General features: G+C 38.6%; 8 protein-coding genes. All 8 read right to left on the reverse strand.

The features are described from left to right. Positions 1–461 precede the first annotated feature (461 nt). A complete protein-coding gene (locus tag ACRD64_RS23370; RefSeq protein ID WP_430936691.1) occupies positions 462–1,910 on the reverse strand; it encodes a TlpA family protein disulfide reductase in 1,449 nt (482 codons plus the stop codon). Positions 1,911–2,022: 112 nt separating this feature from the next. Beyond that, complete coding sequence (locus ACRD64_RS23375; protein WP_430936693.1) at positions 2,023–3,228, reverse strand: redoxin family protein; 1,206 nt, start codon at positions 3,226–3,228, stop codon at positions 2,023–2,025. A 151-nt stretch (positions 3,229–3,379) separates the two neighbouring features. After that, complete coding sequence (locus ACRD64_RS23380; protein WP_430936695.1) at positions 3,380–4,867, reverse strand: hypothetical protein; 1,488 nt, start codon at positions 4,865–4,867, stop codon at positions 3,380–3,382. A 17-nt stretch (positions 4,868–4,884) separates the two neighbouring features. Next, positions 4,885–6,306: a TlpA family protein disulfide reductase gene (locus ACRD64_RS23385; protein WP_430936697.1), complete on the reverse strand. Its 1,422-nt coding sequence runs from the start codon at positions 6,304–6,306 to the stop codon at positions 4,885–4,887. A gap of 9 nt (positions 6,307–6,315) precedes the next feature. Next, positions 6,316–8,292 (reverse strand): protein-disulfide reductase DsbD domain-containing protein, encoded by a 1,977-nt coding sequence (locus tag ACRD64_RS23390; protein ID WP_430936699.1) that lies wholly within the window; start codon positions 8,290–8,292, stop codon positions 6,316–6,318. Positions 8,293–8,531: 239 nt separating this feature from the next. Then, positions 8,532–8,909 carry a RagB/SusD family nutrient uptake outer membrane protein gene (locus ACRD64_RS23395; RefSeq protein ID WP_430936721.1) on the reverse strand — a complete coding sequence of 126 codons (378 nt, stop codon included), beginning with the start codon at positions 8,907–8,909 and terminating at the stop codon, positions 8,532–8,534. A 6-nt stretch (positions 8,910–8,915) separates the two neighbouring features. After that, positions 8,916–10,040, reverse strand: coding sequence for a RagB/SusD family nutrient uptake outer membrane protein (locus ACRD64_RS23400; protein WP_430936701.1), 1,125 nt, complete (start codon positions 10,038–10,040; stop codon positions 8,916–8,918). Between the two features lie 22 nt (positions 10,041–10,062). Then, on the reverse strand, positions 10,063–13,674 hold the full coding sequence (locus tag ACRD64_RS23405) for a SusC/RagA family TonB-linked outer membrane protein (RefSeq protein ID WP_430936703.1): 3,612 nt from the start codon (positions 13,672–13,674) through the stop codon (positions 10,063–10,065). Between the last annotated feature and the right edge of the window lie 111 nt (positions 13,675–13,785).

The following is a 13,785-nucleotide window of genomic DNA, read 5'->3' on the forward strand; positions in this document are numbered from 1 at the left end:
GAAAAGAGATTGAAAAAACAAACGCATCCAGAAATAATTAATTTAATTTTTAATGGCTAAAGTTAACGGCTATGGAATCAAGTTCGGGACAGGCTCTAAAGGGGAATTGGTTCACACTTAGCGAGTTGAAGGTTCTCCCTTTAGGGAGTCAGAGGGTGTGCGTAAGGGAAAAGTTAAGTTTTCTTGCAGGCACTATATAACACGAAAAATTTGTTCGGCAGCCATTGGTAAATATCTCCTATTTGCAACATATACCCCCATCCCTCCGCTTGCTGCGGAGTACTTCCCCCGGTCTCAAAACCAGGGGAAGAACCAGATACACTCTTTGAGAGAAACAGTTTTATTTGAAAAACCATTTTTTACACCGTGTAAATCAGCTCTTCCCTTGACCCCAAGGTCGGGGGAAGTACCATGTCAAAGACATGGGAATGGAGGCTACTTTTGCAACCTCCTCTATTAACCTACAGATTATCATTAATCAGTGCATACAATTCTTCAGAACCTGGATGTGGAGCTTCTCGACGAATGATATTGCCATCCGCTCCAATTAATATGTAACGAGGAATCCCCTGAACCATCAAATCTTTTTTGAAGGTGTTTTTATTGATGGAGGTATTTAACTGTATTCCAGGGTACATGTTGTTCTTGTTTTCTTTTACCTTCTTCTTCCATAAGGCTACATTTTCATCCACAGAAACAAGTACAAACTCTATGTTCTTTCCTTTATATTTTTCTCGTAGCTTATTGAATTTAGGAATTCCCTTGATACAAGGCGCACACCAGGTAGCCCAACAATCCATCATGAGCATTTTTCCTTTAAAATCAGACAATGAAACTTCTTTGCCGTTAATATCTGTCAGTGTAAATTGCGGGGCAGGTTTACCATCGGCATAAGCATTTTCCCCAGCCTTGAAGTCTTCAAATCGTTTTATAACTGCGGCATCTGTTATTTTTTTATAGATCTCGCCCTCTAAATATGCCCTAATTTCACTATCACTTGCCCTAATATAGCCAATGACAAGACCGTTGGTCATATCATTCTTTATCAATACAGGAAAGGTACATGTATCTAAATAAGCGATCTCGGCCTTAAAATATTCCATTGACTCTCGTTGGTATTTCGATAATACAGAATGCATTTTAGCATAATACCCTTCTTTTACATACATGGCATAACGAGAGCTTTTATGATACAAGTCAAAATCGTTTTGGGGTATTTCTTCTTTAAAATAATGCTGAAACTTTTCAGGAACTTTCCAGTCTTTATCTGGATTAAATATCTTTACGTTTCTTTCGTAGAGTTTGAACTTAAAATTGTAATTCAATAATAACTCAACATTATAAACCTCAAGGAAAGCTTCTCGTATCTCTTTATTATCAACGTATTTTTTAACAATGGCTCTTTCTTTCTCCATCAATTCCAACTGATAAGCTTCGAACTCTGTCGGATTTTTTTTATCAACTTTTGGAAGATAAACCTCTTTGTATGCAACCCTGTCATATTGATATGAAGGTGCATTAACCTTTAACTCATAAAGCAGTTGTGTTTCTTCTACATTTTCGCCGGTAATAGAAACAGCCTTTTTATCTCTGCCTTTAATTTTATTAACATCAATATCTAAAACCAGATTAGTACCCTGTTTTAAGTAGATTGCTAATGATTCTTCGTTTCCAAAGGAAAGGGTGTATGTTCCCTCGGCGATGGAATCATGTTGAAAAGCAAAATTACCACTGCCATCTAAATCTAACTGGGTATTAATTCCGTTTACCCAAAAGCCGATTGGCTTATCAAATCCTGATACATGACCTTGTATTTTGGCACTCACATAGCCTGTTTCTTCTGTCTTAGTTTTTCCGCATGAAATACTAACTAACAGTATAGCTAATACTATAATATGATGTAATTTCATTTATTTATATTTTAATTTAGTTATTACTACTGTCCGATAAATATTTCTGTAGCATAATTCAAGCTCCTTCAGCCGTACCAGAAATCATTTCATCCTAACCAGTCCTATACCTTTAATAGCCATACAACTCTTCCATTTTCTTATCCAAGGTTTCACCTCTTAGTTGGCGGGCCAGAATAGTCCCGTTTTCATCCAATAAAAAGGTGGTAGGCAAGAAAGGAACACCATACATTTTTGCAACTTCTCCGTATGGACTTTTACCTTTTCCTTCCGCATCAGGATCACCATCGAACACATGGTTCCAAACTGTTTCGTCTTTGATAATGGCTTTTTTCCATTTTGCACCCACATCAGCGGTACCAACGGCCACTACTTCAAAACCATCTTTATGGTATTTGGCATACACTTCTTTTAAATGAGGGAATGAAGCCCGGCATGGACCACACCAACTTGCCCAGAAATCAAGAAAGATATATTTACCCTTCACTTTTGATAAAGTCAACGTACCTCCATCTACAGTTGGAAGCGTAAAATCAGGAGCAGTAGCACCTTCTCCTAATTTTTCAAATATCTCTTCGTACGTTTTTGCAAAATAGCGGTACATAGCTGTGTTTTTTGCTTCTCCCTGAAATAAGGGATAGATCTCCTTCATTTCTTCTTTGGTCATACGTCCTTCGCTAAACTGAAAGCTTAATACATAAGGAGCAAGTACCGAAGTAGGATTTTGCTTAACGTAATCGATCTTTATCTTTTTTCTTTCGGCATAACGCTCGTCACTTAATCCCTGATATTTAGCAAAACGCTTTTTGTATTTCTCAATTAAAGCTTCATCTTTAGAGTCATAGGCCTTCATCATCTCTGTTCGTAATTCGCTTAATATGCTGTACTTCTCCTGATTAAACAGACTGTCTTCTATTGCATCCTGCACCGCCAGCAAATCATTAAGCTTAGAACCGCTCACTTTCATCTCCACTTCTCCGTGTCCTCTTTCGTTTGTCGTAGCCGTGACATCAAGTGTCATCGCACAGTTCTCTAAAATAAAGTACGAGTAGTGTTCTTTTCCAAACTGGATACTTACCTGATCGGCTTGCTCTACCTTTCCTTTAAATTCAAATGCTCCATCAATTATCTGAACACTATCAATATAGTTGATGGGCTGGCTACGGTCTGTATAGTTTTGCTCGTATAGTTTTACCCAGCCTTGTTCAACACCGGTTACGGTACCCGTTATGGTGTAACCATCATATTTTGGTTGGGAGCAGCTTGTAATGGTCAGTATTGCCAGAACTGCTACTGTAAATAAAATTGCTTTTTTCATTGGTATCTATTTTTTATTAATAACCCGGGGTACTACTCGGAGTCGCACTCCGAGGGTATAACCGCGTGCTCGTTATAGGGACAGACGTACAGCTTTGCCTTAGGGAAAGGTTCTGACTTACAGCTTGCTTATAGAGAACCGTTCCTGGTTATTATGGCAACACGATGTATTTATACCCATCACCCTCTGAGAAGTATAGCTTGCTATGGTGTTTTTTTAGCCAAGTCGACCACTCATCAGCTGTTGTAAAAGATTCCCTGGTATAACGAGTTAAGATGCGTTGAGCCATTTCAGCATCTCCCTTTTTTTGCCACATTTCTACTGCTTTATCCAATATTTTGATATCACTATTGGCAATACCTAAAGCTTTGGCATCTTCATCTACAGCAACGTTATATCTGTTTCCTATCGCATAAAAATAATCCATGTTTTGCTTGTAGTAATTCTCATAACCAGCCCAGTCCTCACCAAACTTGTCTTTTCTTTCTTGTGGCTCATGACGGATGGTCCATGCACGGGTTTCTTTTCTGTCGGGCATTTGAAGCATCATTTCTTCCATCTCGGTTAATGTTTCCCCTGCATCTTTTTTGGCCTGAAACTTCTTTTTCTGCTCTCTTTGTTTTTTAGCCCCTTCTTCGATATAAGCCAGCCAACGCGATGAACCTTCGTCAGACAATGTCCACTGCTGCTCTCTAATATAAGGGCGAAGCATGGTGCCTTTAATTTTACGGGTTATTTGCTTAGCTCCCTTGAAAGGCGCTATATAATGAATCGCATTAACAAAAGCCATTTTAGCACTCTCGGTCATATATTCCGGCGCAGCTACAAATCCCCAGTGCAAAAAGTTGGCATGGCGACCAATAGCGGTTGCTTCTATCCCTTTATCGCAGGTTCCGCTTGAAATCCACTCTGCATCCATTCCATTGTCAAATCCATATCCCGCTGAAACAAGACCAACCGGAAATCCTTTTTCGTCACGATAACCTTCGGTTTGGATACGCCACATTGGCATAGTCTCTTTCAGGTTTCTGCCTCCATAACGAACATGATAATTGCCGGTTAGCTTAACGTCTTCGTAAGAAATATCGACCTTGAATGGTTCGTTAAATATTGGATGTTCCAGCTTCATACTATGAGCATGCGCATCCAGGCATAAACATAAATGGTCAATTTTTAACTGTCGCCCCTCTCCTGTAAAAGCGGATGGTTCTCCAATCATAAGTGTAGCAGCATCGTATTCTTCTGACAAATATTTTCTTGTTTCGTACCCGGTTATCTCACCAGTTTCGGGATTTTTGATATATCCTCCTGACAGCACTGGCAAATAATCATCGATTATAGTAACATCATATTCCGCCGACATTTGTTCTTTAAAATCTTCAGAGTAAACAACTTTTACGGTATTGAAATATTGCTTTAGTAAAGTTTCAAAATCGGCTGAACGTTTTTGTTGCAATTCCAATACACGTTCTTTATATTGTGAGTACATCGAATCGCGTTTTGACAAACCTTTTTCAGGATTAACGCCAACATAAAGGATATTCAAATCAGATTTTTCCACTTCCTTTTCCTGAACTACACAGGAGCTAACCCAGAAAACTACTGCTAGAAGTAACGAAATAAATATTAGATGTCGCATAATTATTTTTTAAAGGTTCAGATTTCTAGTTTTTCGAATAGTTCAACGAGTTTAGGATCGGACGGGCGCGGTGCACTTGGTTGAACAATTTTACCATCGGGGTCAATTAGAATAAATTGTGGTATTCCTTTAATTTGATATTTCTGTACAAATTCCGAGTTCCAATCCTTATCCGCAATTAACTGAACGCCACCCAATTCTTTTTCCTTAACAAATTTTTCCCACTTTTCAGTATCTTCAACTTTATCAACAGATAAGCTTATAAACTCTATGTTTTTATCATGGTATTTTTTCTCTACTTCTTTTAAGAAAGGGATTTCAGCTTTGCAGGGGCCACACCAGGTTGCCCATACATCGATATAAACATATTTGCCACGGAAATCACTTAATGAATTTGTACTTCCATCAATGTTTTTATAATCGACAAATTCGGGCGATGGTTGACCAGCTTGAGTGGCCATTAAGTCTTTGTATTGGATGGTGACAGCATCCTGGTACACTTTATTTGAGACATTCGCCATAAAGAAATTGTAATAATTCTGCAAATCGGGGGTTCGGGGAATAGCAAATTTGGCGTACATGATAAATAATTCATCCTTTATATTTTTATCGCTAACCAGTTCGGCAATTCGTTCAAGCTGTTTTACCGGGTCGGCTTCCCAAACATTATCCACTACTTTTGAGTATTGATAATTATAATATCTCCTCAACATAAATTGGTAAGTGATTGAACGCTGAAATTCACTGTAGTCCTGCATATTTACCCCGGATAAAACATCAAGAAAATCGGAAGATAATTCGGGAGCGTCGTTGCCTAAATTCCTCTTGTACATTTCAGCATATGAAATATAAGACATCAGTTTATCGTATTGAATATCCTTTTTTTGATCAGCAACAAAGGCTTCAGGTAATCCTTCACTTGAATTCAACAGATCCATTTTTTCATTAAAATACCTTTCTTGTTTTTGCTTGAAGATAGCTTCATTGTCGCCACGACTTTCGCGGTATTCGTTGTCAATTCGATCAGCAATTTTTGCTTTCTTAAATAGGTAGGTATTTACACCAGCTCCGTCTCCCGAGAAAACACTGGTGTTCTTGATATCATCATCATCGGCGGTAATTTTTAAATGTTGACCGGGCTGAATCAGGAATCCGACCCAGTCTCGATCCTTCCCTAAGGAAAACTCTCGAGGTCCATTAATAAACACCGTATCCACAAATACTCCAGCATCATTTATTTTTAAACTACGATTAATCGAAGGTACTGTGTCCATACTAATACTGGTGAATTTTGAACTCAGTTTAACTTCGCTATCGCCAACACTTTTTATTGTCCCTGATATGATGGCATAATTTGCAGGTTGCTTTTCTGTACAGGCAAAAAACAACAAACTAATAGGTAAGTAAAATGACAATAACTTTTTAAATGAAGTATTCATGATTAAGCTTTATAGAGTTAGTACGATTTCTTTCTTTTTAGGCGGAAAGCAAATGTCGGCATTACAGCATTGGTAATATAACCAACATTTTATGGTGGTTCCCTTTGTTACGTTGGCATCCACTTTTACCTTATGCTTAAAGGTATTTTGATCTTTATAAATCATAATCTTATCCTTGCCGGGATAAGGTGCCGGAGCTGATTTATCCCAACTACCCACCAACTTAACTCCTTTGGGCAATTCAATACCTTGTTCTGTTTTAATGTAGGCTTCCCCGGCTGGAACGAAGGCGTAAATATGATAGCCTTCCATAATTTTGGTTTTTATCACCACTTGCTTTTCACCTTCTCTTTCACCCTCTACCAAAATGGCTCCAACACTAACTGGCTCGGCATGTGTTGGTTCATCAAGCTTTAATTCGTTTTTGCTTTCTTCAGTCCTGGCTACCAGTCCATCATCTTTCCGAGGTTTAACATCGGGGTTGGCATCAGGATCGTTAATTAACCATACAAAACCACCCGATTGGGTAAAAAACATCTTGCTTTGGTACTTGTTAAACCATGCTCTCCATTCGTTGGCTGTTGCAAAATCTTCGATGGTATAACGCCACAATAAGCGTTCGGCTTTTTCAATGTCTTTACCACCTTCCAGTAATGTAATCGCGGCATCTAAAATTTTAATGTCATCATTGGCGATGCCCAAACTCTTCGCATCTTCGTCTACTTGCAGATCGTAAAAACCATCTGGCTGAGAATAAAAGTAGGGACGATTTTCCTTTAAGAAGTTTACGATTTTTACGGTATCTAAACCAGTTTCTTTACTCCAACTGTTTCTGCCAATGTTCTTTTGAAGATATTGTTCACGGGTTAAAATGGGTTGAGGTCTAAACCCAAGCATCATTTTTTCCTCTTCATTTAACTCATCACCTTTAGCTTGTTTTTCCTTTATTTCGTTCGACCTCTTTGTCATGTCGGCATTCCAACTTTTGTAGAACTTTACGCTTTCCTGATAACTCTTCTCTGTAGTATAAAACTGAAGTTCATCGGCATACACCTTTGTGGCAATACGCTCGTTATATTTTTTCGCTATAAATTTATCGTCCTTGTGTTTATAGGTGTAAACTATGGCGTTGGCAAATACCTGTTTGGCTTCATCAGTCATATAGTCGGGTGAACCGGCAAAGCCCCACAGAAAATGATTCCCATGTCGACCAATGGCCACAGCTGTTTTCTGCTTGTCGCAAACGCCGCTTGAAATTACTTCGGCATCAGGTGAATCTTCAAAACCCCAGCCACGTGATACCATCCCAATGCGATATCCTTTTTCATCGTGATAACCTTCGGTATTGACTTCCCACATGGGTATTTCGGCAGGCATATCACCTCCATCCCAGGATTTCAATATAGGTTTTGGTGTTGGACGGTTTTCTATGGTAGGATTAACCTCAAAAGGCCCTTTGAAAATTTCATGATTTAATTTTGTATGGTGAGAATGTCTATCCAGGCATAGGCAATACCAATCGAGTTTAGAGCCCAGGGTTGATCCCAGATTACGGGCAGGATGTCCAATAAATAAAGAAGCATGATGGTAATCGTCGGGCAAATAAATGGCTGGTTCCATGCTTAAAAACGCACCCGTTTCAGGGTCGGTATGAATTACCCGCTCTTTAATCGGTTTTACATTCTCATCAAAAATGGTAACATCGTATTTGGCCGATAAATCGGCTGTATATTCTCTGCAATCAATACTATCTACGTTATTAAAATACTGCTTTAAATAACTCATAAAGGCAGGCATACGCGTTTTGTACTCTTTGGCAAAACGTTCTTGCGATGTCCAGCTTGTAGGCGCTTTTTCGGGCATGGGTTTACCTGGATGATACCCCACATATAATACACTGATTGACGAAGGATCAAATTCAGGTTTCTGTTCGCACGAAAATATAAGCGCAACAAGGGCTAGAGCTATAAAAAAACTTTTAAGCATGGTATTATAATGTTTTGAATAAGAATCAGTTTTATAAGAAGACTATATGCCTTGATAAGAGAGATAGAAGATTAATCACCAACATCTTTAATGCCAATCTTTAAGAGAAACCTTTCACCCCCATCACCACGCCTGAGGTGTGGTACTTCCCCCTCCGGCAAGTTTGCGGGAAGGGGAAGAATTAAAAAAGTAAGTAATCTATATTTTCTTTTGAGATAGTCTCATAAGTTACAAAATTACTAATAAGTGTTTTGCTCTAATTCTCCTTCCGAGATAATAATCTCACTATCCGGAAGGGGACGTGCAAATTTTCGGGATTTCTTTTCGAGAATCTGTGTCTGAACACCTTTAGATACCTCAATCACTGTGGAAGCTACAGGATAAAATTCTCTTTTCATTTCCACATCGTCTGCTGCATAATCGTTATTGTTATATCTTCTTACATCGAACAAACGTTGTGTAAAAGGTAATTCACGACGGCGTTCCTCAAGAATTTTGGTGATTGCCTCATCTTGTGATGCAGCTGACAAGTTAATTACATCTGCCGACGCAGTATTATCCATCCGTTTGGCACGCAAAATATTTGCTGTAGTGATTCCATCCTGATATTGTCCCAGACGAGCCTAACACTCCGCTTTGACTAACAACATTTCAGCTGTAGTAGGTCCACTTGGTATTTTATCAAAGAAGAAAATATAAGCAGGATGGCTAATAGTACAGCCTCTATCATAAGAATAACCTTCCACCATGTGGTATACATATCTTAAATCATTGGTTTGATCATAAATAGCCAACAATTCTTCCGATGGAAAATAGTTCCAATATCCATTATTTAAAAATCGGAAATAGTACATCTCTTTCCAGGCCATTCTTATATCTGTAGCGCCCTGTCCTTCATAAGTATACGGATACATCAATCTATATGGATTTCCATCGCCATCTTTTACTTCTATAATCTGATCGGTATAGGACATTTCTGTGTTATAATCCACCAATTCGTTGTGATCGTCCAATGCTGACTGAGCATATGTTAAAGCCTTAGTATAATCGCCCATGGTCAGGTACACTCTTGCTGCAAAGGCATTTATTGCAGGAGTACTGGCTCTCCAGGTACGATACTTTCCATCTATAAATTCTAATTCACGGTCCAATTTTAAGGCTTCCTCTAAATCTGAAACAATAAAATCCCAGGTTTCCTGCAAACTTACCCTCGCACTTGATTCCTCAAAGCTGGTTGATTTCTTAAGGGTTAACCCAAGTTCATCCATATTTTCGGTAGCATATGGTAAACAATAGGTATTCACCATTTGGTAATAACTATAAGCTCTTATAAAGTGCGCTTCTGCTTTAAGGGCCATTTTGTCTTCTTCAGGCCCTGTTACATCGCCAAGGTTGTCTAATACCAAGTTGGCCTTATATATCTTCTCCCATTCTGCAGGATAATAAGGTCGATCTTCAAGCACAGCTAAGTTCTCCACATCCCACGTAGCATATTGGGCTACCGTAACATCATATACAGCAGGATTATTATCATATAATGATACCAATAAACCAAAATCATCACTGCCAAAAATTACATCAGTATTTCCTTCCTGGTAGAATTCGTTATAACTGTTCAGCAAAAAATCCAGGTGCTCTGTAGTGGAAACTTGTATAGATGTTGATTTACTCGGTGGCTCGCTTAAAAAATCATCACAAGCAGAGAGCACCAACAACATTATTAAAATTAATAAATTATATTTTTTCATCGTAAAAATCTTTTTGTTGTGATTATAAATTAACCTTTAAACCGAAAGTATAAGTTGTTTGCGGTTTCATAGTTCCGATTGGATATTCAGGGTCTTCGTCATAATCGTTCCAAACCATTGTCCCTAGATTGTTTCCTTGAACATACGCTTGAACTCCGTTCAACCCTAATTTTTGCGTAATATGATTTGGTAAATTGTAGGTTAAATTAATTTCCTGAAATCTTATATGAGATGCAGACTCTGTAAGATATGACATATAAGGTACAAACCTGTCATAGAAATAATATCTACTCTCACTCTCAGGAATGGGCACAATTTCATTAGGGTCACCATTTTTCACCTCTGAATACAAATCATTTACTGTGGTATTGCCTCCCCAAAGCGGTGCATAATTAAAGCTATGACGACGATATTTGTGACCAAACTTACCTGTTAACAAAAACGACAAGTTAAAATCATATATCTTAAATGAATTCTGGAATCCAACAATGTAAGGAGCAACCGTAGTACCTTCTGCCACCATATATTCTCTGGCATCACTCCCGGGAGCCCAGGTAGTAATTGGATAAACATCATCCCCTACACCTTGCACAACTGGTTTCATTACCGGATCAGCCTCTGTACCCACATTGCGCAAACCGGCATAATCAAACGACCAAAGCGTATTGGCATCCATTCCTTCTGAATAAGCAGAGGTACCTCCACCCGATAAAGCATACTGGCTATATGTGGTTCTAAAAAACTCAGTAATTTCGTTTTTATTGTACGAGAAATTAAAGTTACCATACCACTTAATGTCATTACCCATAATAGGAAGGGCGGCACCTAATCGTAGCTCTATTCCCTTATTAATCATTACTCCGTTATTCAGATCCTGATTTGTTGTACCATTCATAGATGGGATGGATTGGTCTACAATTAAATCATAACCACGCTTACGATATACTTCTACCGATCCATTCAATTTGGAACCTAATACAGCAAAGTCAACTCCTAAGTTAGTAGTTCGGGTTCTTTCCCAACGCAAATCGGGATTACCAAAACTTGATACACGACCCGTTGTTTGCTTGGTATATCTGTCAGCCGTACCGCTCAAGGCCAATAGCGGCATAAATGACACGGTTGGATCAAAGTTTCCTCCTTCTCCCACGGTTAATCGCACCGTTAAACGATCTAACCAGCTAAGATCTGAAAGGAAATTTTCTTTAGCCATTTGCCAGCTCACCCCTGTTGAATAAAATGGCGAGTAGCGATATTTTGGATCATCCGCCACTAAATTGGAGGCATCGTTACGTACACTTCCGGTAACACTGTATTTATCATTAAAAGTATAAGACATGTTACCGTATACCGACCATAATCTGGACGTATTGTAAGAAAATGCTCTCAGATCATCAATATTTATTGGATAAAAGTAAGAAGCATAAGTTAAAGGATACCCTAACCACATACTTGTTGCCGAACTATAGTCCTCCAATAGTCTTCCCACGCTAATCCTCTCGTCGTTATAAAATCCAAAAACGTCTACCTCATTAACACTTTCCACAATATTTTCAGAAGTTTCTGTTCCTGCAATAAAGTTAATGGCATGCTTTTCGTTGAATGTGCGGTTAAAGTTTAATTGGTTACGCCAGTTATAATACCTGATAGTTGTTGAACTTTCTGTCATTCCTCCTCCATTAGGCATAGAAGGAACAACGCTCATATCTGCATTGGTGATCCACGAAGATGTTTCATTCACCATACTTCGCATAGTAAAGGAGTTTTCCTTATAGATATTTTTATTTGTCCGTTGCAGGTGTTCGTATGCTATTTTAGTATTAAATGTAAGACCTTTCATCAACTTAAAATTTAACCCAGCCTGAACCCTGGCATTAATTTCTTTTGTATTAAAGTCTCTTTGACTTAATTCCTGTATTGGGTTATACGACCAATCGGAGTATGGAAATTGTTCCGTTGGCACTAATTCCTCAATAATTGGTGTATAATAATGAAGATGATTAAGGTTAGTTTGCGAACCATCACTATTTAACAACATATCATATGGCTGTAAATCGGTAATCAAACCATATGGAGTGTAGCTGGATGCATCTGATAATTGAACGCCATTTCGATCCTGAGATTTATGGTTCATCATTCCGCTAAACTCAAAATCTAACCAATCGGTAATTGAAGTATTGTTGCGGAAGTTAACCATTATTTTTTCGTGATCATTTCCCTGGAAATTATCTCTACCATCTTCATACATGATGGACAAAGCATTAGAAAACATCTCATTACCTCCATTAATGTTCAGGTTATACTGCTGAGTAAAAAGATTCTGAAGTAGATTGTCTTCTATTTGTTTTCTGTTATTTAAAGATTCTAACTCCGTTAAACCTGCATTCATATCAGCCTCAGAAATACGGCCTAGGCGTTGCTCATTCATCAGCAATACGGCCTGTGATTGCGAACTACCGGCACTTGATGGTGAAAAGAAAGGAAGTGTCCATGGATTATTAGCAAGGGCATTAGTAAATTGACTCTTTTCATACTCAATAGTCTCGGCACTGCTGGCTCTAGGATCAAGGTAATCCAAATCTAACATAGACGATACTTTCCAGAATGAAGAAAATTCTACTTTGGCCTTGCCTTTTTTAGCTTTTTTGGTTGTAATTACTATTACCCCATTGGCTGCTTTAGCGCCCCAAATAGAAGCCGCTGCTGCATCTTTAAGTACTGTGATGCTCTCTACGTCATTGGGATTAATGGTACTAAATGGATCAACACGCAGGGTTTCCTGACCATATTGATCTTTCATCAAGTTTTGAACAATTGGGAAACCATCCACTACCACCAACGGTTGCGCATCCGCGTAAAAACTACTTTGTCCACGAATTTCAAACTCAATGGAACCATCAGCCCTAATGGTTGAGTTAACACCGGCCATGGTTCCTTGTAAACGTTCTGATATACTTGACGATGGCTTTTCCATATGTTCTACAGATAACTTATCAAAAGCACCAGTAGCTCTTTCTCGGGATAAGGTTTGATATCCTGTAACCACCACTTCGCTTAAGTCGGTCATATCCCCACTAAGCATGATATTTATTTCTGTTCGTCCCGCAACTTCAAATTCCTTGGTCACAAAACCAATAAACGAAGCCACCAAAATCATCCCCTCTTTATCTTCAATTTCGATGGCGTACTCCCCATCTTTGTCGGTGATAACTCCCCTGGTCTCGCCTTTGATATACACATTTACAAAAGGAAGCGGTTCACCACGCTCATCGGTTACTTTACCTTTAATGGTAATGGTTTGAGGTTGTTGTTGCACCACTTCTTTTCTTACCTCTGGTGCCTTTTTAATAATCACATGGTCTTGAACTATTTTATATGTCAAGCCCGTGTTTTGAAGGCACTCGTCCAACACCTCCTGGATAAAAGCATCTTTAAAATCACCGCTAATGCGTATTTGTTCTTTAATGTCGGGGGTATAATAAATAAAGTGGAATTCCGACGTTTCTTCCAATGTCTCGAATAAGTCAACTAAACTTACATCGTTAACTTCAAGCGACAAGCGTTGGTTTTGCGAAAAACCGGAGGCTGTTGCCTGCAGGCAAAAGATAATTGACATGACGACTGTTAACTTCATAATAAGCAACATTTTGCTCCCTACAGGATATAGGAAGCCCCGTTTACACATTTTTTTCATACTTTTGAAATGTTAAAGGTTACTAGATTAATACTCTGGTAATAACACTTG

Source organism: Saccharicrinis sp. 156 (assembly GCF_050589685.1).
GTDB lineage: Bacteria > Bacteroidota > Bacteroidia > Bacteroidales > Marinilabiliaceae > Saccharicrinis.

Coding starts and splice junctions, on each gene's coding strand:
- ACRD64_RS23380 (WP_430936695.1), bottom strand. CDS start 4,867: ATGCGACATCTAATATTTATTTCGTTACTTCTAGCAGTAGTTTTCTGG.
- ACRD64_RS23375 (WP_430936693.1), bottom strand. CDS start 3,228: ATGAAAAAAGCAATTTTATTTACAGTAGCAGTTCTGGCAATACTGACC.
- ACRD64_RS23405 (WP_430936703.1), bottom strand. CDS start 13,674: ATGAAGTTAACAGTCGTCATGTCAATTATCTTTTGCCTGCAGGCAACA.
- ACRD64_RS23400 (WP_430936701.1), bottom strand. CDS start 10,040: ATGAAAAAATATAATTTATTAATTTTAATAATGTTGTTGGTGCTCTCT.
- ACRD64_RS23370 (WP_430936691.1), bottom strand. CDS start 1,910: ATGAAATTACATCATATTATAGTATTAGCTATACTGTTAGTTAGTATT.
- ACRD64_RS23390 (WP_430936699.1), bottom strand. CDS start 8,292: ATGCTTAAAAGTTTTTTTATAGCTCTAGCCCTTGTTGCGCTTATATTT.
- ACRD64_RS23385 (WP_430936697.1), bottom strand. CDS start 6,306: ATGAATACTTCATTTAAAAAGTTATTGTCATTTTACTTACCTATTAGT.